We start from the raw sequence: 21,679 nt of genomic DNA, 5'->3' as shown, positions 1-21,679 counted from the left end.
GTGACGATTCCGAGGCAGCTGCCCAACGCCATCACGATCGTGCGCATCCTCTGCGCACCCGTGTTCGTCTGGCTTCTGCTCGCCGACGGCGGATCGGACGGCGCGCTCCGTTGGTGGGCAGGCGTCCTGTTCATCGTCGCGATCGCGACCGACGGGATCGACGGCTACCTCGCGCGTCGCTATGAGATCGTCACGGATCTGGGCAAGCTGCTCGACCCCATCGCCGACAAGGTGCTCACCGGCGCCGCGTTCGTGGTCCTCTCGATCCTCGGTGAACTCCCGCCGTGGGTGGTCGTGCTGGTGCTGGTGCGCGAACTGGGCATCACCGTCCATCGCCTCGTGGTCGCGACGGACCACGTCGTGGCGGCTGCGTGGATGGGCAAGCTCAAGACCGTCGCCCAGGCCGTCGCCCTCTCCCTCGCCCTCCTGCCCTTGTGGACGGTCGTGGGGGAGTGGATCCACGTCGTCAATACGGTGACGATGACGATCGCCGTCCTGCTGACCGTTGCGAGTGGTCTCGACTACGTCGTCACGGCCATCCGTTCCCGCACGTCGCGCCGAGCATGATGCGCCGCACCGTCAGCGAGCTGCCGGAGGAGCTCGAGGAGACCGCGGTGTCCCGCGGTCCTCGTTCGGACTCGGAGCGACTGGTCGAACGGCTCGGGGAACTGGGCTGGACGCTGGGCGTCGCCGAGTCGCTGACCGGGGGTCTGGTCGCGGCATCCGTCGTGTCCGTCCCGGGGGCGTCCTCGGTGTTCCGCGGGGCGATCGTCGCGTACGCCACGGATCTGAAGGAGCGGCTGCTCGGCGTGGACGGCACCCTCCTCGAGGCGCACGGGCCGGTCCACCCCCGTGTCGCACGTCAGATGGCGGACGGCATCCGTCGTGTCGTCGGCGAGGGCGAGCCTGCCGACGTGGGGATCGCCACGACCGGGATCGCCGGACCGGTCTCCTCGGACGGCCAGCCCGTCGGCACGGTCCACATCGCCGTGTCGACCCCGCTCGGTTCACGGGTCGAGTCCCTCGCGCTCGAGGGCGATCGGGACGAGATCCGGACGGCCGCAGCGGCCCGTGCGATCGCCCTCGCGGTGGAAGCGCTCTGAGCCGGGAATAGGCCTTGTTCCGAGCGCGTTACGACTCGGTGATTCCCACTCATTCCCCAGCACGCGGGGTCTAGGGTGACATCCAACGTGTTGTACCGTGGTTCCCCCGCAAGGGATTCGGTGGATCGCAGCTGAGGGAGGGCCCACGCATGATCCTGGTTCGTCAAGAGATCGGTGACGTCCTCCGCGACTTCCGGCTGCAGAAGGGTCACACCCTCCGACAGGTCTCCGGCAAGGCGAGCGTCGCCCTCGGGTACCTCAGCGAGGTCGAGCGCGGTCAGAAGGAAGCCTCGAGCGAGATCCTCGCCGCCGTGGCCGAGGCCCTCGACGTCCCGATCTCCGCGATCATGCGCGAGGTCGGCGAGCGGATCTCGGTGCTCGAGGGACTGCATTCCCTCTCCGACGTCGTTCCCGACGACCTCGCCTCCCTGGGCGACGAGGTCCCGGCCCCCGAGCTGTCGCTGCGCTGACCGCTCGATGCGTCACAGCGAATTCGATCGCGCCGTCGCCGACGAGTTCGGATCGGGAGGCGCGTCCCTCGTCTCGGACCTGGTGCTGACCGGTGTCGACAATCGGACTGCCCGCGAGGCCTTGGCCGCAGGTGTCGCTCCGCGTGATGTCTGGTATGCCCTGTGCGCCGAGACGGACGTGCCCGTGGACCGCCGTTACGGGGCCGGAAGGCTCGATCCACGCCGGTGAGTCGGCGTGTCGTATCGAAGATGCGTTCGATGCGGGCGTAGTCTCCTGCACAACGGGTGTCGTAGAGACGTCGTTCACGTAAGGGCCGGATCCGGCAGCGATGTCGGAGCCCCCTCCTAACGTGAATGTCGTCAGATGACACCCACGCCCTGTCGCAGCATCCGATCCGTCGGTGAGGAGCGCGACAGCCTACGGGCGACGGAATCGCGAGTATCAAGGAGTACGACATGCCCTCACCCGCAGACCGCGAGAAGGCCCTCGAATCGGCCCTCGCCCAGATCGACCGCCAGTTCGGCAAGGGGTCGATCATGCGACTCGGAAGCGACGAGCGCGCGCCGGTCGAGGTCATCCCGACCGGATCGATCGCCCTCGACGTCGCCCTCGGTATCGGCGGCATCCCTCGCGGCCGCGTCGTCGAGATCTACGGTCCCGAGTCCTCCGGTAAGACGACCCTCACGCTCCACGCCATCGCAAACACGCAGCGGGCCGGCGGTATCGCCGCCTTCATCGACGCCGAGCACGCGCTGGATCCCGGCTACGCCGAGAAGCTGGGCGTCGACATCGATGCCCTCCTCGTCTCGCAGCCCGACACCGGTGAGCAGGCGCTCGAGATCGCCGACATGCTGATCCGCTCCGGTGCCATCGACCTGGTCGTCATCGACTCCGTCGCCGCTCTCGTCCCCGAGGCCGAGATCAAGGGTGAGATGGGTGACTCCCATGTCGGTCTCCAGGCCCGCCTGATGTCGCAGGCGCTCCGCAAGATCACCGGTGGTCTGAACCAGACGAAGACCACGGCGATCTTCATCAACCAGCTCCGCGAGAAGATCGGCGTGTTCTTCGGGTCGCCCGAGACCACCGCCGGTGGTAAGGCGCTCAAGTTCTACGCCTCGGTGCGACTGGACATCCGCCGTATCGAGACCCTGAAGGACGGGTCCGAGGCGGTCGGTAACCGCACCCGCGTGAAGGTCGTCAAGAACAAGATGGCGCCGCCCTTCAAGCAGGCCGAGTTCGACATCCTCTACGGCGTCGGGATCTCGCGAGAGGGAAGCCTCATCGACTTCGGTGTCGAGCACGGCATCGTGAAGAAGTCGGGTGCCTGGTACACGTACGAGGGTGAGCAGCTCGGCCAGGGCAAAGAGAACTCGCGCAACTTCCTGCTGAAGAACACCGACGTGGCTGCCGAGATCGAGAACAAGATCAAGCAGAAGCTCGGCATCGGTCAGCCGAAGGCCGTCGCCGAGGATGCCGCGGTGTCGGACGAGCTGACGGCTCGCCGCCCGGCCTGATCATGACGGATTCGAACGGGGGCGAGCGGGACTCGCTCGCCCCCGTCATCCCGCTCTTCGGACGCCGGACGGAGGCCCCGACCGACGCGGGCGAGGTCACCGGAAACGGCGATGATCCGCAGCCGTGGCATGCGACGTGGATCGCCGAGCGTGCGGCATCCGAGAGGTCCGCGGCCCGTGCCGCTCACCCGGCGACGGGCACCGTGCCCGTCGTGGCTCCGGCGGGTCAGGATGCGCCCGCAGCCGTGGCTGAGCGGATCCTCCTGCGCAAGCTCCGGACGCGATCCCTCTCACTTCGCGAGGCGCGGTCGGTGCTCCGCGAGCACGATCTCGACGAGGCCGAGCTCGAGGGCATCATCGATCGGTTCGTCTCGCTCGGGTACCTCGACGACGCCGCCCTCGCCGAGCAGCTGATCGACAAAGCGACGTCCCGCAAGGCGCAGGGTCGCATGGCGATCGCGCAGGGCCTGGCGCAGCGCGGCATCCCTCGCGACGTGATCGACGAGGCGCTCGATCAACTTCCCGACGATGAGGCCGAGAGGGCTCTCGAGTTCGCACGGTCCAAGGCGCGGGGGCTCGAAGGGCTCGATCGCGATACGGCCCTCCGGCGCCTCGCCGGTCAGTTGGCCCGGCGCGGGTACGGCTCCGTCGCCCTGTCGGTGGCGCGTCGTGCGCTCGACGAGGCGAGCGCACCCCCGCGGCATGGGGTTCGCTTCGAACCGTGACCACGGTTGCGTCCATCTGACAGACTCGCCCTACGCGCGCCCGGCGCGGCCGGAGGAGTGTGCGCATGGCGATCGAGGTCGACGGTCTCGTGAAGTCGTACAAGACCGTCACCGCAGTCGACGGGGTCTCCTTCGCGGTGCCGGACGGCCAGCTGTTCGCCTTCCTGGGAGCGAACGGTGCCGGGAAGTCCACGACGATCGGATGCCTCACGACGCTGCTCCGAGCGGACGCCGGGACGGTCCGCGTCGCGGGGTACGACGTGTCGGCCGAGAGCGAACGGGTGCGGTCGCGGATCGGCGTCGTGTTCCAGCGGTCACTGCTCGATGACGGTCTGACCGTCCGCGAGAACCTCGCCCTGCGAGCCACGCTCTCCCACATCGACCGTCGGCGCTTCGCTGCCAGGCTCGACGAACTCTCGCTCCTCGTCGAACTCGACGAGTTCCTCGACCGTCCCTACGGCCGGCTGTCGGGCGGACAGCGTCGCCGCGCGGACATCGCCCGTGCGCTCATGCACGAGCCGTCGATCCTCTTCCTCGACGAGCCGACCGCGGGCTTGGACCCGGCGAGTCGTGTGGCGGTGTGGGCGGCGATCGATCGGCTCCGCTCCGAGCGGGGTCTCACCGTCTTCCTGACGACCCACTACATGGCCGAGACCGAGGAGGCGGATCAGGTCACCATCATCGACGCGGGCCGCGTCGTCGCGAGCGGGACGCCCACAGAACTGCGCGCACGCCACAGTCGCAGCGTCCTCACCGTCACCACACGAGATCCGGACACGCTGTCCGCTCTCGCCACCCGCGGTGGACTGAGCGCGACTCGCGACGGCGACATCCTGACGATCGAGGTGTCCGACTCGCGGGCGGCACGGACGTTGCTGGCGCAGCACGACGAGGACGTTCTGGACTTCGAGTTCCGGCACGGTCGGATGGACGACGTCTTCCTCGCCCTCACCGGCCGCGGTGAGCTCGTCGGGGACGCCGCATGAGCATCATCGCGGCCATCGTGCGCCGCAATCTGACCCTTTTCTTCCGCGATCGGATGAACGTCTTCTTCTCGTTGCTGAGCGGGCTCATCCTCTTCTTCCTCTACACGCTCTTCCTCTCCCGGCTGCAGGTCGATGGTCTCGAGCGCACCCTCCCGCGCGCATCCCGCGGCGACATCGAGGCCTTCGTCGACAGTTGGATGCTGTCGGGCATCGTCCTGCTCACGACCGTGACCTCGGGGATCGGCGCGATCTCCGTGTTCGTGGACGATCGCGCCTCGGGCCGGTTCGCCGACTTCCTCGTCGCCCCCATCCGTCGATCGCAGCTGGTGCTCGGCTACCTGCTGTCCTCGGTGTCCGTCGCGATCGTCATGTCGGGCATCATCCTCATCCTCACCGTGCTCGAACTCGGACTCGTCCGCGGCACGTGGCTCGGTCCTCTCGAGATCCTGCGGGCGATCGGTGCGATGGTGCTCTGCTGCGTCGCCTTCACCTCCCTCGGAGCCTTCGGGGCCTCCTTCCTGAAGACGACCGGTGCCTACTCCGCGTTCTCGACGGTCGTGGGTACCGTCCTCGGATTCGTCGCGGGTTCCTACATCCCGGTCGGGTCTCTCCCCGATGGCGTCGCGTCGACCATCAACGCCCTCCCGTTCGCCCAAGGAGCCATGCTCCTGCGCCTGCCGTTCACCGACGAGACGATCGCCGCTCTCGCCGGCGGGGACGCCGGCGCCATCAATGACCTCAAGGAGATCTACGGGATCGATCTCTTCGTCGGCTCGAGCGTCGTCCCCGTGTGGCTCGCCGTCACCGTTCTCGTCGCCGTCGCCGTCACCTTCAGCGCCATCTCTGCGGCCCGCATCCGCTCGCTCCTGCGCTGACACCGCCCGGGGCGTCCCGAGGCGACGCGGCTCGTAGAATGGCCTGATCATGACCAGCCCTTCCGCTGCCCCCACTCTCATCGCCCCGTCAGACGCCGCCGTCACCGCCGATGGTCGCTCCCGCACCTACGAGGTGCGGACCTTCGGGTGTCAGATGAACGTCCACGACTCCGAGCGTCTGTCCGGTTCCCTCGAGTCGGCCGGCTACGTCCGTGCTGACGCGGGAGTCGAGGCCGACGTCGTCGTCATCAACACGTGCGCCGTCCGCGACAACGCCGCGGGCAAGCTCTACGGCACCCTCGGGCACCTGAAGAGCCGCAAGGACAAGCACGACGGCATGCAGATCGCCGTCGGCGGCTGCCTGGCCCAGATGGACAAGGACGCCGTCCAGCAGAAGGCACCCTGGGTCGACGTCGTCTTCGGCACCCACAACATGGGCTCGCTCCCGAGCCTCCTGGAGCGGGCGCGGCACAACGGCGAGGCGGAGCTCGAGATCCTCGAGTCTCTCGAGGTGTTTCCGTCGACGCTCCCCACCAAGCGCGACTCGGCGCACAGCGGCTGGGTCTCGATCTCCGTCGGGTGCAACAACACCTGCACGTTCTGCATCGTCCCGAGCCTGCGCGGCAAGGAGAAGGATCGCCGCCCGGGTGACATCCTGAACGAGATCCGTCTGCTCGTCGACGACGGCGCGATCGAGGTCACCCTCCTCGGCCAGAACGTCAACAGCTACGGCGTCGAGTTCGGCGACCGCCAGGCGTTCAGCAAGCTCCTGCGCGCGGCGGGCGAGATCCCGGGTCTCGAGCGGGTGCGCTTCACGAGCCCGCACCCCGCTGCGTTCACCGATGACGTCATCGACGCGATGGCCGAGACCCCTGCCGTCATGCCGCAGCTGCACATGCCGCTGCAGTCCGGGTCGGACCGCATCCTCAAGGCGATGCGGCGGTCGTACCGCAGCGAGCGGTTCCTCGGCATCCTCGACCGCGTGCGCGAGAAGATGCCCCACGCGGCGATCTCGACCGACATCATCGTGGGTTTCCCGGGCGAGACCGATGAGGACTTCGAGGACACCATGCGCGTCGTCGAGCAAGCGAGATTCGCGGGGGCCTTCACCTTCCAGTACTCGATCCGCGAGGGGACACCCGCTGCGACGATGCCCGATCAGGTCCCGAAGGAGGTCGTCCAGGAGCGGTACAACCGCCTCGTCGCCCTGCAGGAGCGCATTTCCCTCGAGGAGAACCAGGCTCAGCTCGGGCGCACCGTCGAGGCCCTCGTCTCGACGGGTGAGGGGAAGAAGGATGCCGCGACCCGCCGCCTGACCGGCCGCGCCGAGGACAACCGCCTGGTCCACTTCGAGGTGCCCGAGGGTTCCCCGACGCCGCGTCCCGGCGACGTGGTCACGACGGTCGTCACGCACGCCGCGCCGTTCCACCTCCTCGCCGACAGTCCGGACGGCGCGCCGCTGCGCATCCGCCGCACGCGCGCCGGCGACGCGTGGGATCGTGCGCAGGCCGACTCCTGCGGTGTCCCGGCCCCGACCGGTGACGCCGGTCCGCGCGCCGTGTCGCTCGGCCTGCCGATGATCCGCACCGCGACGCCCGGACTCTGATCTCGTGGGCGCGGAGCGCCTGTGGGCGATCGTCGGAGCGACCGGGACGGGTAAGACGTCGCTGTCGCTGGACCTCGCCGAGGAGTTGATCCGTCGCGGCCGCGCGGCGGAGATCGTGAACGCCGATGCCATGCAGCTCTACCGCGGCATGGACATCGGGACCGCGAAGATCCCCCTGACAGAGCGGCGCGGCATCCCGCATCATCTGTTCGACGAGTTCGATGTGACCGAGGACGTCGCTGTCGCCGTCTACCAGGAGAGGGCGCGCGCGACGATCCGCGGCATCCTCGACCGCGGGGCCGACGCGATCCTCGTCGGGGGCTCAGGGCTCTACGTGTCGAGCGTGGTCTTCGACTTCCGCTTCCCGCCCCGCGACCCGGCGCTGCGCGCCCGGCTCGAGGCGGATCTCGACGAGCTCGGAGCCGCGGCGCTGATCGAGCGGATCCGCGACGTCGATCCGGGAGCAGCAGATCGCCTCGATCCGCGCAACAGCCGGCGCGTCGTCCGGGCCCTCGAGGTGCTCCTCCAGGGGGCGGACACCCACGGCGCTGCGCTCCCTGAGGCGCCCGTGCTGTGGCATCCCGCCACCGAACTCGTCGGTGTCCACCTGGACCGTGCAGAGCTGGTCGAGCGCCTCGATGAGCGGGTCCGGGGGATGTGGCGGGACGGTCTGCTCGCCGAGGTCGAGGGCCTCCGGGCCCGGGGTCTCGAGTCCGGTCCGACCGCGCCTCGCGCCATCGGTTACGCGCAGGCACTCGCGCAGCTCGGTGGCCGGATGGACGAAGAAGAGGCCGTCGCCGAGACCCAGGCGCTCACGCGCCGGTACGCGCGGCGTCAGGTCTCGTGGTTCAAGAGGTACCCCGGCCTTCGGTGGGTGGATGCCGGGACCCCCGGCATCCACCTCCTCGAATCCTTGACAAGCTAAAGCTAATAGCCGTAGCCTTCTCGTATCGAACACGATGCGAAGGAGACGCCGATGGTCGAGAAGATCCAGGTGCAAGGCGGGGAGATCGCGTTCGACGTGGTCGGGGACGGTCCACTCGTGGTTCTGGCACACGGGATGGGCGACTCCCGGCGCTCCTATCGCTTCGTCGTGCCGGCCCTCGTCGAGGCTGGGTTCCGCGTGGCGAACGTCGACATCCGCGGATGCGGCGAGTCGAGTGCCACGTGGGCGAGCTACAGCCGCGGCGACATAGCCGGTGATCTGCTCGCCGTCATCCGTCATCTCGGCGGTCCCGCGGTCATCGTCGGCCAGTCGATCAGCGGAGGTGCTGCGACGGTCGCGGCAGCGCGCGCCCCGCACGACGTCGTCGGGGTCGTCGAGCTCGCCCCGTTCACCCGCGCGCAGCGATTCGACCCGGTCGGCCTGATCCGGCACGCCCGTCATCGGAAGGGCATGACCCGCCTGGCGACGATGATGCTCCGCGGGAGTGTGCCCGCGTGGCTCCGCTACCTCGACCTCGCCATTCCGCAGAAGCCCGCCGACTGGGCGCAGGAGCAGGCCGGCATCGCCCGTCATCTCGCCGATCCCGCGCGCATGGCCGCGCTCCGGGCCATGGGGCAGACGAGTCCCGCGGATGCGGGGGAGCAGCTCCCGCACGTGACCGTGCCGGTCCTCGTGGTGATGGGCACGGCCGACCCGGACTGGGCGGACCCTCGGGCTGAGGGAGAAGGGGTGATCGCCGCGCTTAGGCCCGGCATCGGCCGGCTGGCGGTCATCGAGGGTGCCGGACACTACCCGCACGTCGAACGGCCGGGGGAGGTCGTCGACCTCGCCGTCCCGTTCCTGCGATCGGCTTTCTCGATCGGGACGGGGGCGGCGGATGCCTAGGGCCGGCCTCGACGTCGACGCCGTGACGCGCGCCGCAGCCGACCTCATCGACGAGCAGGGGCTCGCCGCCCTGACGATGACGGCGCTGGCGGAGCGGGTCGGCGTCCGTCCGCCGTCGCTCTACAAGCATGTGCCGGGCGGGCTCGTCGAGCTCACCCATCGGGTGGCGACCCTGGCCGCGCAGGACCTCGCGGGGGTGTTCCGTGCGACGCTGTCGGAACACCGCGGCGCCGCCCTCACCGACGTCGCTGTCGCCTTCCGGCGCTATGCACAGGCGCACCCGGGTCGGTATGCCGCGACCGCCGCCGCCGAGCCGTCCGGTGATGACGACCCGCTCGCGATCGCGCTCCGCGACAGTCTCGACGCCCTCGGGGGAGTGTTCGACAGCTACGGACTGCCGAGACAGGAGCACGTCCACGCCATCCGCATGCTCCGGAGCGTGCTCCACGGGTTCGCTGTCCTGGATGCCGCGCACGGCTTCCGGATGGACATCGATGTCGAGGACAGCGTCGCGTGGTCCCTCGATCTCATGGACGCGGGACTCCGCGCGGCGGGGTCGACTCGGCCGCGCTGACCGGCGAAGCGGCATCCACCCGCACCTAGACTGGGCGGGTGTCGACGATCGCATTCACGAAGGGCCACGGGACGGGCAACGACTTCGTCGTCGTCGCCGACCCCGACGGGTCGCTGCACCTGACCGGCGAGCAGATCGCCGCGCTGACCGACCGACGCTTCGGGATCGGAGCCGACGGGCTGTTGCGGGTCGTCCGTTCAGCCGCCATCGCTGCGGGCTCTGAGACTCCCGACGCCGAGTGGTTCATGGACTACCGCAACGCCGACGGCTCGATCGCCGAGATGTGCGGCAACGGTGTCCGCGTCTTCGTGAAGTACCTCCTGAGTGCGGGTTACGCGACGCTCGGCGCCGGCGAGACCCTGCGCATCGGCACACGCGCTGGAACCAAGACCGTCACGCTCGCCGACAACGGATTCGAAGTCGACCTCGGCCTGTGGCGTCCGACCTCCGACGAGGTCCTCGTGCGGGCGCACGGTCTCAAGATCGCGCGCCCCGGTCTCGGCATCGACGTCGGGAACCCCCATGTCGTCGTCGCCCTCTCTAGCATCGCCGAGCTCGACGGGCTCGACCTGACGGTCCAGCCGATCCTGGACCCCGTCCCGGCAGCCGGCGCGAACGTCGAGTTCGTCGTCCCCGAAGAACCCCTCATCACCGACGGCGTCGGCGCGATCCGGATGCGCGTGTTCGAGCGGGGCGTCGGGGAGACGCTCTCGTGCGGGACCGGGGTAGCGGCATCCGCTCTGGCCGTGCGTCACTGGGCGGGCGCCGGTGCCCCGGACCGGTGGACGGTGGACGTCCCCGGCGGCCGTCTCGGGGTGCGCGTCGTGCGGACGGATGCCGGTGAGCGCGTCCTGCTCTCCGGTCCCGCGTCGCTCGTCTTCTCGGGCGAGATCACGCTCGCCTGACGTCGCTCAGGGGAGGGTGATCGTCCCCGTCGCGGGCGTGCCGTGCCGGCGGACCTTCAGCACCCGGAATCCTCGCCCGGTCGCGGCACGGGTGACCGAATAGCCTCTGTGGAGGGATGCCGCGAGCCACCGCTGCAGCGAATCGGAACCGAGATTGCGTTGCACGACGAGCCAGGCATCGCTGCGCTCGGCGAGCCGGGGAATCCACGTCTCGAGCAGTCCGTGCAGGACATCCTTGCCGACACGGATCGGCGGGTTGGACCGGATGGTGCGGAAGGCGACGTCGCTCGGAACATCTTCGGGCAGCACGGCGTTGACATTATCGAGGCCGAGTTCCGCAGCGTTGCGGCGGACGAGGTCCAAGGCTCGCTCGTTGACGTCGACGGCCCACACCGTCGCGTGAGGCGCGTCGATGGCGAGCGACAGTGCGATGGGACCCCAGCCGCATCCGAGATCGAGAAGATGACCGCCCGCCGGGGGCGGAGGCGTGTTCGCCAGGAGCACCGCCGTCCCGCCGTCCACATGGTCGGGACTGAAGACCCCGCCCGCTGTCGTCACCTCGACGTCGCGACCGGCGAGGGACACACGGATGCGGCGGAGGTTCTCGGAGCTGGACGGGGACGCGCTGAAGTAATGGTCGCTCCCCATGCGACGAGCGTAGCGGAGGCGGTGGAAGCCGCGGGAAGCTAGAGTTCACGGATGGCCGCGAGGCCGCGAAAGGATCACATGACAGACACCACCACCCCTGCCGCGACGGACGAGCCGGTGGACCCGGTAGACCGCGTGCTGGCGCGAGCGGAGTCGCGTTCGGGGGTGCGCGTGTTCGGCGCCGCACAGGCGCTGCAGGACGAGAGCACCGTCGCCTACGGCGACACGGACGGCGACCAGTGGGACCGCGAGGAGCGCGCCGCGCTCCGCCGCGTCCCGGGGCTGTCCACCGAACTCGAGGACGTCACCGAGGTCGAGTACCGCCAGCTGCGGCTGGAGAACGTCGTGCTCGTGGGCGTCTACCCCCAGGGGTCGACGGAGGATGCCGAGAACTCGTTGCGCGAGCTCGCCGCACTCGCCGAGACAGCCGGGGCCGTCGTCCTCGACGGCGTGCTGCAGCGTCGTCCGCATCCCGATCCCGCGACGTACATCGGCCGCGGTAAGGCGGCGGAACTCCGCGACCTGGTCGTCGCCGTCGGTGCCGACACGGTCATCGCCGACACCGAGCTCGCGCCCAGCCAGCGACGCGCCCTCGAGGACGTCGTCAAGGTCAAGGTCATCGACCGGACCACCGTCATCCTCGACATCTTCAGCCAGCACGCGAAGAGCCGAGAGGGCAAGGCGCAGGTCGAACTCGCCCAGCTCGAATACCTCCTTCCGCGCCTGCGCGGCTGGGGTGACTCGATGAGCCGACAGGCCGGTGGCCAGGTCGGCGCCGGCGGCGCCGGTATGGGCTCGCGCGGTCCGGGTGAGACGAAGATCGAGCTCGACCGCCGACGCATCCGCACGCGCATGGCGATGCTGGCCCGTCAGATCCGCGACTTCAAGCCGGCCCGTGAGGCCAAGCGTGCCGAGCGCAAGCGCAACACGATCCCGTCGGTCGCGATCGCCGGGTACACGAACGCCGGCAAGTCGAGTCTGCTCAACAAGCTGACGAGCGCGGGCGTCCTCGTCGAGAACGCGCTGTTCGCGACCCTGGACGCGACCGTCCGTCGCGCGCAGGCGGCCGACGGTCGGGTCTACACGCTCACCGACACCGTCGGGTTCGTCCGCAACCTCCCGCACCAGCTGGTCGAGGCGTTCCGCTCGACGCTCGAGGAGGTCGGCGACGCGGACGTCATCGTGCACGTCGTCGACGGGTCGCACCCCGACCCGGCCGCACAGCTCGCGACCGTCCGCGACGTCATGGGCGATGTGGGGGCGCGCTCGACGAACGAGATCGTCGTCTTCAACAAGGCCGACCTGATCGACCCCGACACGCGCCTCGTGCTGCGCGGCCTCGAGCCGAAGGCGCACTTCGTCTCGTCGCGCACCGGCGAAGGCATCGTCGAGCTGCGCGCGACGATCGAGGACGCTCTGCCGTTGCCGGCCGTCGAGGTCCACGCGCTCGTCCCGTACGACCGCGGCGATCTCGTCAGCGCCGTCCACGAGTCCGGTCATATCCTGTCGACCCGTCACGAGGAGGGCGGCACCGCCGTCCACGCCCACGTGTCGGAGCGGCTGGCGGCCGAGCTCGCGCCGTACGCGCGCTGACCGATCGGCTCGGACTCAGCTGAGCGCGATCGCGGGGACCCCGGGGGTCTCGAAGCCGAACACCTGACCGAGGAAGGCCAGCTCGGATTCGAGCGCGTGCACGACGGTCTCCGCTCGTCGGAACCCGTGCCCCTCGCCGTCGTACAGGACGTAGGCGTGCGGCACGCCGCGTTCGGCCAGGGCGTCGCGGATGGCCTCCGCCTGCGTCGGCGGCACGACCGCGTCGTCCGATCCCTGCAGGAGCAGGACCGGCACGCGGAAGCCCTCCGTGTGGCTGAGCGGTGAGCGCTCGAGGTACAACGCCTCCGCCGCGGGGAGCGGCCCGATGAGACCGTCGAGGTAGCGGGCCTCGAAGTCGTGGGTGTCGGTGGCGAGCAGGCGCGCGTCTCCGACGCCGTAGCGGGAGATCCCCGCGGCGAAGACGTCGGTGCCGACGAGGGCCGCGAGCACGGTCCAGCCGCCGGCCGAGCTCCCCGCGATCGCGAGGCGCGCGGCATCCGCTCGTCCCTCCGCGGCGAGACCGGATGCCGCGGCTGCGACATCGTCGCGATCGACGACGCCCCATTGCCCGCGGAGCCGATCGCGATAGGCCCGCCCGTAGCCGGTCGAGCCGCCGTAGTTCACCTCGACGACGCCGATGCCCCGGCTCGTGAAGAAGGTGATCCGGCTGTCGGCCACACCGCCGACGTGGGCCGTCGGGCCGCCGTGCACGAGGGCGATGTACGGCGGAAGTTCGCCCTCGGGCGCCGTGTGGTGCGGGTTGGTGGGCGGGTGATCGAACGCGTGGACGTCGCCGTGGCGGCTGTGCACCGTGAAGGGGCGCGCCGGGGGGATCCACTCGTCGCCGAGGTCGGAGCGCGAGCCCACGACGAGCGTCACGTCGCCGTGTTGGTCGAGCTGCCAGATGCCGGTGACCCCGGGCGCCATCCCCGACACCAGCACGCGGGATCCGAGGGTATCCTCGACGACCGCGCGCGATCGGACGGGGATGCCGGTCGCGCGGGCGGTCCCCTCCGCGTCGATGCGCACCACCTCGTCGGCGCCGTGCGTCCGGACCGCGACGATCCCGCCGTCCGGCAGGAGTGCGTACCACCGGACGCCGAGCACCCACAGTCCGCCTCCGGTGTCGGCGTCCGCGGGGGCGATCGGCTCCGCCGGAAGATCGGATGCCACGTCCCGCCGCCACAGGTTCCACCGACCGGCGGTCGGACCGGCCGAGGGGTCGTCGAGCCAGATGAGCCGGCCGGAGGCATCCCACTCCGGCTGAAGTGCCGCTGTCCCGCCGGACGTGATCGAGCGCCAGGTCGTCACGGTGCCGTGGGCGAGGTCTCCGACCCGGATCTGCGTGCGGTCCCAGGGCATGTCCGGGTGGTCCCACGCCACCCAGGCGAGGTGCCTGCCGTCGTGCGACAGCGCCGGTTGCGCGAGGAAGTCGCTTCCCCCGACGATCTCGCGCGCCTCGCCGCCGTCCTGGGGGATGGACACGATCGATCGCCGTGGCACGGGGCTGCCGTCGTGCACTTCCCGGATCGCGAGCAGCACCCCGTGCTGCCACCGCAGGCCGCCGTGACGGGCCTGCGGGTCGTCGGAGGTGAGCGGCGTCGGCTCCTCTCCTCTGCGGAGCGACCAGACGCGCTGATCGGACTTCTCGACGAAGAAGAGCCGACCGTCCTCATCGGTCGTCCACGACCCGCCGCCGTACTCGTGCACGCGGGAGCGCGCGCTCCACGGGGCGGGGAGGAGATCCTCGACCTCGCCGTCGACCGAGCGCCGGATCGACGAGCGACCGCCCTGATCGGGCAGCGACTCTCCCCACCAGACCTCGTTGGCCACGAAACGTGCACCGTCGTAACGCGGCGCCGCGGCGGAGGCGTCCGCAGCGGACAGGGGCGAGATCCACGAACCGTAAGGAGCGACCGTCGTCATGCCCTCACGCTACGCGGTGGCGCCCACCTGGATCACACGGCTCGAAGGACAGCGACGACCTTCCCGAGGACGACCGCGTCGTCGCCGAGGATCGGCTCGAACGCGGAGTTGCGGGGGAGGAGCCAGGTGTGTCCGTCGCGCTGGCGGAACGTCTTGACGGTGGCTTCGTCGTCGAGCATCGCCGCGACGATCTCACCATTTGACGCATCCGCCTGCGAGCGCACGACGACCCAGTCGCCATCGCAGATGGCGGCGTCGATCATCGAGTCCCCCGACACCCTCAGCATGAACAGGTCGCCCTTGCCGACGAGCTGACGGGGAAGGGGGAAGATCTCCTCGACCTGCTGCTCGGCGGTGATCGGCACCCCCGCGGCAATGCGTCCGACCAGGGGGACCATGGCGGCGTCGCCCACGGCGGGCGCGGCATCGGCCGGGTTCTCCCCCGCGGCGCCCGGGAGGTCGATGAGGACCTCCATAGCCCGGGTCTTGCCGGGATCGCGACGGAGGTACCCGCTCAGCTCGAGCTGATTGAGCTGATGGGTGACGCTCGAGAGCGACTTCAAGCCGACCGCATCCCCGATCTCACGCATGCTCGGCGGATACCCGTAGCGAGCGATCGACCGCTGGATCACCTCGAGGATCGCGAGCTGCTTGTCGCTCAGGCTCTTGCGCCGGCGGGTCTGCGGCTTGTCGCTCATGTCGTTCCTTTCACGGCCCTGCGTCCCCGCCGGTTTTCCGGGCGTCGGACGTCGAGCCGGGGGCACTCGCCTTCGAATGTCGGAGGTTGGTGATGGGCTCTGTTCATCGAAACCGTATCCGGTGTCGATGGGATCGTCCCGTAGCCGACCGCGTGTCGTCTTCGATCGATCTGCGGATAACCGCTCTCTTGACAGTGTACGAATATCGAAGATAGATTCGGAAGAGAACTTCGCACCCGCCCGTCCCGGCCGATGGGCGGGGGCGAAGATCTCATCTGACCGGGGTTGCCCCGAGGAGGACACCATGAACTCGATCACCACCATCACCCCCGCCCGTCCGGTCCCTGTCCGCACCCGTCTGCGTCTCACGACGCGTGGGCGCCGCGTCCTCATGACCGTTGCGACTCTGCCTGCCGTCGTCGCCCTGGGTGTCGGCATCCTTTCGGGTGGCGGCGCACTCGCCAGTGGCGATGCGGGCACGCCCGCGGGTTCCTTCAGCACCGTGACCGTTCTGCCCGGCGACTCGCTGTGGACCATCGCCCAGGACATCGCACCCGACAGCGACCCGCGTGACGTCATCGACGAGATCGTCCGCCTCAACGCCCTCCCGTCCACTGCCGTCGACGCCGGCGAGTCCCTCGCGATCCCCGCCTCCTACAGTGCTCAGGCGGCCGAATAAGGCGTCGTGACGTCCTACGATGGCGGGGTGAGTGCGAGTCTCGACGACCTACCCCTCCGTGACGACCTGCGCGGTCAGATCCCATATGGAGCCCCGCAGGCCTCCCTCCCGGTGACGTTGAACGTCAACGAGAACACCCACCCTGTTCCCGAAGACGTCGCGGACGACATCCTGGATGCTGTCGCTCAGGCGCTCCGCGACATCAACCGGTACCCCGACCGCGAGTTCACGGTGTTACGAGAGGGGTTCGCCGACTACCTCGGCCACGGTCTCGAACCGGAGCAGATCTGGGCGGCGAACGGGTCGAACGAAGTCCTCCACCACCTGCTGCAGGCGTTCGCCGGCCCGGGGCGGACGGCGTTCGGGTTCTCGCCGACGTACTCGATGTATCCGCTGCTGACGGGGGCGACGGGCGCCACGTACGTCAGCGGCTCCCGCGGCGAGGACTTCACGCTCACCGCGGCCGACGCCGCCGAGCAGGTCGAGCGTGCACAGCCCGATGTCGTGTTCCTCTGCTCGCCGAACAACCCGACGGGCACGCCCCTCTCCCTCGATGTCATCGAGGCGGTCTACGACGCGTCCCAGGGCATCGTGATCGTCGACGAGGCGTATCAGGAGTTCGCGCCGCACGACGAGCCCTCGGCGCTGACTCTTCTCCACGGGCGCGAGCGTCTCGTCGTCTCCCGGACGATGAGCAAGGCCTTCGCCTTCGCCGGTGCGCGGGTGGGGTACCTCGCCGCCGACCCTGCGGTGATCGACGCACTCCGGCTGGTGCGCCTGCCGTACCACCTGAGCGCGCTCACGCAGGCGGCTGCGACCGCTGCCCTGCGGCACGCGCCCACGATGCTCCGGATGGTCGATGACATCGTCGCCCAGCGCGACCGGATCTCCGCCACCCTCAGCGCCCTCGGGTACTCGCCATACGAGAGCTGGTCGAACTTCGTCCTCTTCGGCGGCGTCGATGACCCGCAGGCCACGTGGCAGGGCTTGTACGACCGCGGCATCCTCGTCCGGGACGTCGGGCTACCGCACACCCTTCGCGTCTCCGCGGGCAGCGAAGAGGAGTCGACGGCATTCCTCGAGGCGCTCGCCTCGCTCTGAGTCGCACCGCGACATCGGGCGGCGGGACGGATGCCGCGCGTCGATAGACTCGACGCATGAGCACCCCCGCGTCCCGCACCGCCTCCGTCCGGCGTGCGACCAGCGAGTCGACGATTGAGCTCGAGCTGGATCTCGACGGCACCGGCCAGAGCACGATCGACACGACGGTGCCGTTCTTCGACCACCTGCTCACGGCTTTCGCGAAACACTCGCTCACCGATCTGACCGTCCGCGCGACGGGCGACACGCACATTGACGCTCACCACACGGTGGAGGACACGGCGATCGTCCTCGGGCAGGCCATCCGTCAGGCGCTCGGCGACAAGGCGGGCATCTCCCGCTACGGCGACGCCCTCGTTCCCCTCGATGAGGCACTCGCCCAGGCGGTCGTGGACATCAGCGGGCGTCCGTACCTGGTTCACTCCGGAGAGCCCGAGGGGTACGAGTTCCACCTCATCGGCGGCCACTTCACCGGCTCGCTCGTCCGCCACGCGTTCGAGGCGATCGCGTTCCACGCGGGTCTGACCGTCCACGTCACGCTGTTCGGCGGACGCGACCCCCACCACATCGCCGAGGCCGAGTTCAAGGCGTTCGCGCGCGCCTTCCGTCAGGCGAAGGCGCTCGATCCGCTCGTCCAGGGCATCCCGAGCACGAAGGGCGCCCTGTGACCGCAGCACCGGTCGTCGCGGTTCTCGATTACGGCTCCGGCAACGTCCACTCGGCGGTCAAAGCGCTGATCGAGGCGGGCGCCGATGCGCGACTGACCAAGGATCGCGGCCTCATCGCGGACGCGGCCGGATTGCTCGTCCCGGGAGTCGGCGCGTTCTCCGCGGTCATGTCCGCACTCCGCGCGAGTCGCGGTGACGAGCTCATCGGTCGCCGCCTGGCGGGCGGGATGCCGGTGCTCGGCATCTGCGTCGGGATGCAGGTCATGTTCGAACTCGGCGTCGAGCGCGGGGTCGACACCGAGGGGATGGGGGAGTGGCCGGGGTCGGTCACCGAACTCCAGGCGCCGGTGCTTCCGCACATGGGGTGGAACACCGTCCGCACGGGCGAGGGCTCCACGCTGTTCGCCGGTCTCGAGGACGAGCGGTTCTACTTCGTCCACTCCTACGGTGCGCAGGACTGGACGCTCGACGTCATCAAGCCGTTCCGCGAGCCGGTGCTGACCTGGTGCGACTACGGCCGGCCGTTCCTCGCGGCCGTCGAGAACGGCCCGCTCTCGGCGACGCAGTTCCACCCTGAGAAGTCGGGGACCGCCGGCATCCGCTTGCTCTCCAACTGGATCTCTTCGCTCCCTGCGTCGGAGTAACCTGTCCCCTTGTGCGCGCGCCCGGCGTGCACCCCATCCCACCCGGAGCCATGAACGAATTCGCATCCACGCCCGAACTGACCCTGCTGCCCGCTGTGGACGTCGCCGACGGCAAGGCCGTCCGACTGACGCAGGGTGAGGCCGGCACCGAGACGAGCTACGGCGACCCGGTCGACGCAGCGCAGGAGTGGGCACGCCAGGGCGCGGAGTGGATCCACCTCGTCGACCTCGACGCGGCCTTCGGTCGCGGCTCGAACGCGTCACTGCTGCGCAAGGTGATCAAATCGCTCCGCGGCGTGAAGGTGGAGCTCTCGGGCGGCATCCGTGACGACGAATCCCTCGACGCGGCGCTCGACTCCGGTGCGACCCGCATCAACCTCGGCACCGCGGCTCTCGAGAACCCCGAATGGGCGGCCGACGTCATCCTCCGCTACGGCGAGGCGATCGCCGTCGGGCTCGACGTCCGCGGGACGACCCTGGCAGCCCGCGGGTGGACCCGTGACGGCGGCGACCTGTGGCAGGTCCTGGACCGTCTCGAGGATGCCGGTTGCAGCCGCTACGTGCTCACCGACGTGACGAAGGACGGCACGCTGCAGGGGCCGAACATCGAGCTGCTGCGCGAGGTCGCCGTCCGCACCGACAAGCCCGTCGTCGCATCCGGTGGGATCTCGAGCCTCGACGACATCGCGGCGCTCCGCGAACTCGTCCCGCTGGGCGTCGAGGGCGCGATCGTCGGGAAGGCCCTGTACGCCGGCGCGTTCACGCTGGCCGAGGCGCTGGATGTCGCCGGACACTGACCCCCACTCGGGCGGCGCGGCCGATTCCGCCGGCGTCCCCTGGGAGGGGCGGAGCTTCCAGCCGAACCCCCACAGCGGAGACGACGGCAGCGCTGATCCGGCGCTGCTCGCGGCGCTGACCGCCTTCCACGCGGGTGAGGGCTCGGCGGGAGCCGTGGTCGACGCCTACCGGACGGCTCGCCTCCTCATCCCCCTGGTCGCCGAGAAGGGCGAGGAGGGCGTCGGGCCGACCGGCTTGATCGTCGACAAGACGCAGGAACTCTCGATCGTCACGGTCGCCGCTCCCGACGGCCGTCGCGTGCTGCCGGTGTTCACGTCGGTCGCAGCGATGTCGCGATGGGATGCCGCGGCCCGCCCGGTCCCCGCTGACGGCATCCGGACCGCGCTCTCGGCCGCGGCGGACGACACGGATCTCATCGTCATCGACCCCGGCAGCGAAACGGAGTTCGTCCTGCGTCGTCCCGCGGTGTGGGCGATCGGGCAGGGACTGCCGTGGGAGGCTCCGCACGTGTCGCCGGAGGTCTTCGCCGGCCTGCAGGAGTCGATCGGCACCGAGCTCGGTGTCCTGGATCTGTCGGTCGCGACGGGAGACCCCCACTCGCGTCTGCGGGGGCCCGAGCTCGTCGTGAGCCTGCACCTCGTCGACGGTCTCGATCAGCCCGCGCTCGACGCCATCCTGCAGCGACTCGCATCCCGGTGGGCGGCGGACGATCGCGTCGCCGTCCTCGTGGACGCCCTGACGGTCAAACTCGTCCGCGCCTGATACGAACGAAGGGGGATGCCGCACGGCATCCCCCTTCGTATCGGTGTCAGTTGACGGGACCGGTCCACTTCTCGCCCGGGCCCTTGCCGATCGGGTCGGGGATCGAGGATGCTTCGCGGAACGCGAGTTGCAGCGTCCGCAGCCCGTCACGGAGCGAGCGCGCGTGCATGTCGCTCACCTCGGGGGCGGCGGCGGTGATCAGGCCGGCGAGTGCGTTGATCAGCTTGCGGGCCTCGTCGAGGTCCTTCTGCTGGTCGGGGTCGTCGGCGAGACCGAGTTTCACGGCGGCGGCGCTCATGAGGTGAACGGACGTGGTGGTGATCACCTCGACGGCCGGGACGTCCGCGATGTCGCGCGTGGCGGACTGTGCGACCCGCTCCTGTTCTTCCCAGCGCGAGAGGCGCTCGGGGTCGTGATCACTGTGGTCGGCCGGAATAGTACTCACGTGCTGCTCTCTGCTAGACTTCTGCGGGCACCGGAGTGTTCTGCTCCGTGTCGAAAGAGGATCACATCCCACCCGCGCTTGCCGCTCCAGGCTACCGGGTCTCGCACTCCGCCTCGCTCGTCGAGGTTGTCCAGGGTGCAGAACAGAACGCCGATGCATGCATCGTGCGGGGTGGACGTGACGATCTTCCGCCCGGCGACACATTTTCCGTGTCACCGGAGGCCGTCCACCGCACGAAGAGGAGTTCCGCATCAGCGATCCCCGCACCAATGACCGCATCCGCGTCCCCGAGGTCCGCCTCGTCGGACCCGCGGGTGAGCAGGTCGGCGTCGTCCGCATCGAGGTGGCCATGCGCCTGGCCCAGGAGGCCGACCTCGATCTCGTCGAGGTAGCCCCGAACTCGAAGCCCCCCGTGGTCAAGATCATGGATTACGGCAAGTTCAAGTACGAGGCTGCGCAGAAGGCCAAGGAAGCGCGGCGCAATCAGGCGAACACCGTCCTCAAGGAGGTCCGGTTCCGTCTGAAGATCGAGGCGCACGACTACATAACCAAGCTCAAGCGCGCCGAGGGCTTCCTCCAGGCGGGCGACAAGGTGAAGGCGATGATCCTCTTCCGCGGTCGCGAGCAGTCGCGCCCCGAGCAGGGTGTCCGTCTCCTCCGCAAGTTCGCCGAGGATGTGGCCGAGTTCGGCACCGTGGAATCCAACCCCACGATCGACGGACGCAACATGGTCATGGTCGTCGCGCCCCACAAGAACAAGTCCGAGGTCAAGACCGAGCAGAACGCCGTTCGCGCGGCGTCCAAGCAGGCAGCGCGCGATGCGCGCGGTGGTCAGGCCGACGACGAACAGACCCCCGCTTCCGCTCCGGCGGAGTAAGCGCACCACAGACTCCCGTCCGCGGGATCCCCAACGAAGGAAGAGATATGCCGAAGCAGAAGACCCACTCGGGTGCCAAGAAGCGTTTCAAGGTCACCGGCAGCGGCAAGCTGATGAAGCAGCAGGCCAACCTGCGCCACAACCTCGAGGGCAAGGCGACCCGTCGTACCCGTCGCCTCGACCAGGAGCAGGTCCTGGCCAAGGGTGACGCCAAGGTCGCCAAGAAGCTCCTCGGCATCTGATCGCCGAC

General features: G+C 69.5%; 26 protein-coding genes. 22 read left to right on the top strand and 4 right to left on the bottom strand.

The annotated features are described in order from the left end of the window. The 13 genes from pgsA to dapF all read left to right on the top strand — a co-directional run bounded on the left by pgsA (position 1) and on the right by dapF (position 10,590). On the top strand, positions 1-567 hold the full coding sequence (gene pgsA / locus BLR68_RS08760; RefSeq protein WP_018187203.1) for a CDP-diacylglycerol--glycerol-3-phosphate 3-phosphatidyltransferase: 567 nt from the start codon (positions 1-3) through the stop codon (positions 565-567). Further along, positions 567-1,103 carry a CinA family protein gene (locus BLR68_RS08755; RefSeq protein ID WP_018187204.1) on the top strand — a complete coding sequence of 179 codons (537 nt, stop codon included), beginning with the start codon at positions 567-569 and terminating at the stop codon, positions 1,101-1,103. Before pgsA ends, BLR68_RS08755 begins: the two co-directional genes overlap by 1 nt. A 149-nt stretch (positions 1,104-1,252) precedes the next feature. After that, positions 1,253-1,573, top strand: a complete 321-nt coding sequence (locus BLR68_RS08750) for a helix-turn-helix domain-containing protein (protein ID WP_018187205.1) — start codon at positions 1,253-1,255, stop codon at positions 1,571-1,573. 7 nt (positions 1,574-1,580) lie between these two features. After that, positions 1,581-1,802 (top strand): DUF3046 domain-containing protein, encoded by a 222-nt coding sequence (locus BLR68_RS08745; protein ID WP_018187206.1) that lies wholly within the window; start codon positions 1,581-1,583, stop codon positions 1,800-1,802. 227 nt (positions 1,803-2,029) lie between these two features. Continuing rightward, a complete protein-coding gene (gene recA / locus BLR68_RS08740) occupies positions 2,030-3,088 on the top strand; it encodes a recombinase RecA (RefSeq protein ID WP_018187207.1) in 1,059 nt (352 codons plus the stop codon). Between the two features lie 2 nt (positions 3,089-3,090). Next, the gene (locus BLR68_RS08735) at positions 3,091-3,813 is read left to right on the top strand and encodes a regulatory protein RecX (protein ID WP_018187208.1); all 723 of its coding nucleotides are present in this window, start codon (positions 3,091-3,093) and stop codon (positions 3,811-3,813) included. Between the two features lie 65 nt (positions 3,814-3,878). Beyond that, on the top strand, positions 3,879-4,799 hold the full coding sequence (locus BLR68_RS08730) for an ABC transporter ATP-binding protein (protein WP_018187209.1): 921 nt from the start codon (positions 3,879-3,881) through the stop codon (positions 4,797-4,799). Beyond that, positions 4,796-5,674, top strand: coding sequence for an ABC transporter permease (locus BLR68_RS08725; RefSeq protein WP_018187210.1), 879 nt, complete (start codon positions 4,796-4,798; stop codon positions 5,672-5,674). Before BLR68_RS08730 ends, BLR68_RS08725 begins: the two co-directional genes overlap by 4 nt. Positions 5,675-5,723: 49 nt before the next feature. Beyond that, entirely contained in the window at positions 5,724-7,280 is a 1,557-nt protein-coding gene (miaB, locus tag BLR68_RS08720) for a tRNA (N6-isopentenyl adenosine(37)-C2)-methylthiotransferase MiaB (RefSeq protein ID WP_018187211.1), read from the top strand. Between the two features lie 4 nt (positions 7,281-7,284). Continuing rightward, a complete protein-coding gene (gene miaA / locus BLR68_RS08715) occupies positions 7,285-8,205 on the top strand; it encodes a tRNA (adenosine(37)-N6)-dimethylallyltransferase MiaA (protein WP_018187212.1) in 921 nt (306 codons plus the stop codon). Positions 8,206-8,256: 51 nt separating this feature from the next. Continuing rightward, on the top strand, positions 8,257-9,111 hold the full coding sequence (locus BLR68_RS08710; RefSeq protein WP_018187213.1) for an alpha/beta fold hydrolase: 855 nt from the start codon (positions 8,257-8,259) through the stop codon (positions 9,109-9,111). Beyond that, positions 9,104-9,685, top strand: a complete 582-nt coding sequence (locus BLR68_RS08705; protein WP_018187214.1) for a TetR/AcrR family transcriptional regulator — start codon at positions 9,104-9,106, stop codon at positions 9,683-9,685. The genes BLR68_RS08710 and BLR68_RS08705 overlap by 8 nt, the downstream gene beginning before the upstream one ends. A gap of 38 nt (positions 9,686-9,723) precedes the next feature. After that, entirely contained in the window at positions 9,724-10,590 is an 867-nt protein-coding gene (gene dapF, locus BLR68_RS08700; RefSeq protein ID WP_018187215.1) for a diaminopimelate epimerase, read from the top strand. A gap of 6 nt (positions 10,591-10,596) precedes the next feature. On the opposite strand, the gene BLR68_RS08695 is transcribed toward dapF, so the two are convergent. Further along, positions 10,597-11,238: a class I SAM-dependent methyltransferase gene (locus tag BLR68_RS08695; protein ID WP_018187216.1), complete on the bottom strand. Its 642-nt coding sequence runs from the start codon at positions 11,236-11,238 to the stop codon at positions 10,597-10,599. 78 nt (positions 11,239-11,316) lie between these two features. On the opposite strand from BLR68_RS08695, the gene hflX reads away from it, so the two are divergent. After that, positions 11,317-12,831 carry a GTPase HflX gene (gene hflX / locus BLR68_RS08690; protein WP_018187217.1) on the top strand — a complete coding sequence of 505 codons (1,515 nt, stop codon included), beginning with the start codon at positions 11,317-11,319 and terminating at the stop codon, positions 12,829-12,831. A 15-nt stretch (positions 12,832-12,846) separates the two neighbouring features. On the opposite strand, the gene BLR68_RS08685 is transcribed toward hflX, so the two are convergent. Beyond that, entirely contained in the window at positions 12,847-14,757 is a 1,911-nt protein-coding gene (locus BLR68_RS08685) for a prolyl oligopeptidase family serine peptidase (protein WP_018187218.1), read from the bottom strand. 32 nt (positions 14,758-14,789) lie between these two features. Then, the gene (gene lexA, locus BLR68_RS08680) at positions 14,790-15,455 is read right to left on the bottom strand and encodes a transcriptional repressor LexA (protein ID WP_018187219.1); all 666 of its coding nucleotides are present in this window, start codon (positions 15,453-15,455) and stop codon (positions 14,790-14,792) included. Between the two features lie 304 nt (positions 15,456-15,759). On the opposite strand from lexA, the gene BLR68_RS08675 reads away from it, so the two are divergent. Genes BLR68_RS08675 through BLR68_RS08650 form a run of 6 tightly spaced genes read left to right on the top strand, consistent with a single transcriptional unit; the run spans position 15,760 to position 20,107 of the window. After that, positions 15,760-16,134: a LysM peptidoglycan-binding domain-containing protein gene (locus BLR68_RS08675; protein WP_018187220.1), complete on the top strand. Its 375-nt coding sequence runs from the start codon at positions 15,760-15,762 to the stop codon at positions 16,132-16,134. Positions 16,135-16,161: 27 nt separating this feature from the next. After that, positions 16,162-17,235, top strand: coding sequence for a histidinol-phosphate transaminase (locus BLR68_RS08670; protein ID WP_018187221.1), 1,074 nt, complete (start codon positions 16,162-16,164; stop codon positions 17,233-17,235). A gap of 56 nt (positions 17,236-17,291) precedes the next feature. Continuing rightward, positions 17,292-17,903, top strand: coding sequence for an imidazoleglycerol-phosphate dehydratase HisB (hisB, locus tag BLR68_RS08665; RefSeq protein WP_018187222.1), 612 nt, complete (start codon positions 17,292-17,294; stop codon positions 17,901-17,903). Continuing rightward, positions 17,900-18,547: an imidazole glycerol phosphate synthase subunit HisH gene (gene hisH, locus BLR68_RS08660; RefSeq protein ID WP_018187223.1), complete on the top strand. Its 648-nt coding sequence runs from the start codon at positions 17,900-17,902 to the stop codon at positions 18,545-18,547. The genes hisB and hisH overlap by 4 nt, the downstream gene beginning before the upstream one ends. A 50-nt stretch (positions 18,548-18,597) precedes the next feature. Then, a complete protein-coding gene (gene priA / locus BLR68_RS08655) occupies positions 18,598-19,344 on the top strand; it encodes a bifunctional 1-(5-phosphoribosyl)-5-((5-phosphoribosylamino)methylideneamino)imidazole-4-carboxamide isomerase/phosphoribosylanthranilate isomerase PriA (RefSeq protein ID WP_018187224.1) in 747 nt (248 codons plus the stop codon). Beyond that, a complete protein-coding gene (locus BLR68_RS08650; RefSeq protein WP_018187225.1) occupies positions 19,328-20,107 on the top strand; it encodes an SseB family protein in 780 nt (259 codons plus the stop codon). Before priA ends, BLR68_RS08650 begins: the two co-directional genes overlap by 17 nt. A gap of 46 nt (positions 20,108-20,153) precedes the next feature. Here the strand turns inward: BLR68_RS08650 and BLR68_RS08645 are convergent, their stop codons facing one another. Next, positions 20,154-20,552, bottom strand: a complete 399-nt coding sequence (locus BLR68_RS08645) for a DUF1844 domain-containing protein (RefSeq protein WP_018187226.1) — start codon at positions 20,550-20,552, stop codon at positions 20,154-20,156. Positions 20,553-20,754: 202 nt separating this feature from the next. Here BLR68_RS08645 and infC point away from each other — a divergent pair, with 202 nt between their 5' ends. Beyond that, a complete protein-coding gene (gene infC, locus BLR68_RS08640) occupies positions 20,755-21,429 on the top strand; it encodes a translation initiation factor IF-3 (RefSeq protein WP_081626449.1) in 675 nt (224 codons plus the stop codon). Between the two features lie 47 nt (positions 21,430-21,476). Then, entirely contained in the window at positions 21,477-21,671 is a 195-nt protein-coding gene (gene rpmI / locus BLR68_RS08635; RefSeq protein ID WP_018187228.1) for a 50S ribosomal protein L35, read from the top strand. Positions 21,672-21,679 lie beyond the last annotated feature (8 nt).

The organism is Microbacterium sp. 77mftsu3.1 (assembly GCF_900100525.1).
GTDB lineage: Bacteria > Actinomycetota > Actinomycetes > Actinomycetales > Microbacteriaceae > Microbacterium > Microbacterium aquilitoris.
This window is presented reverse-complemented; position numbering and strand designations above follow the sequence as displayed.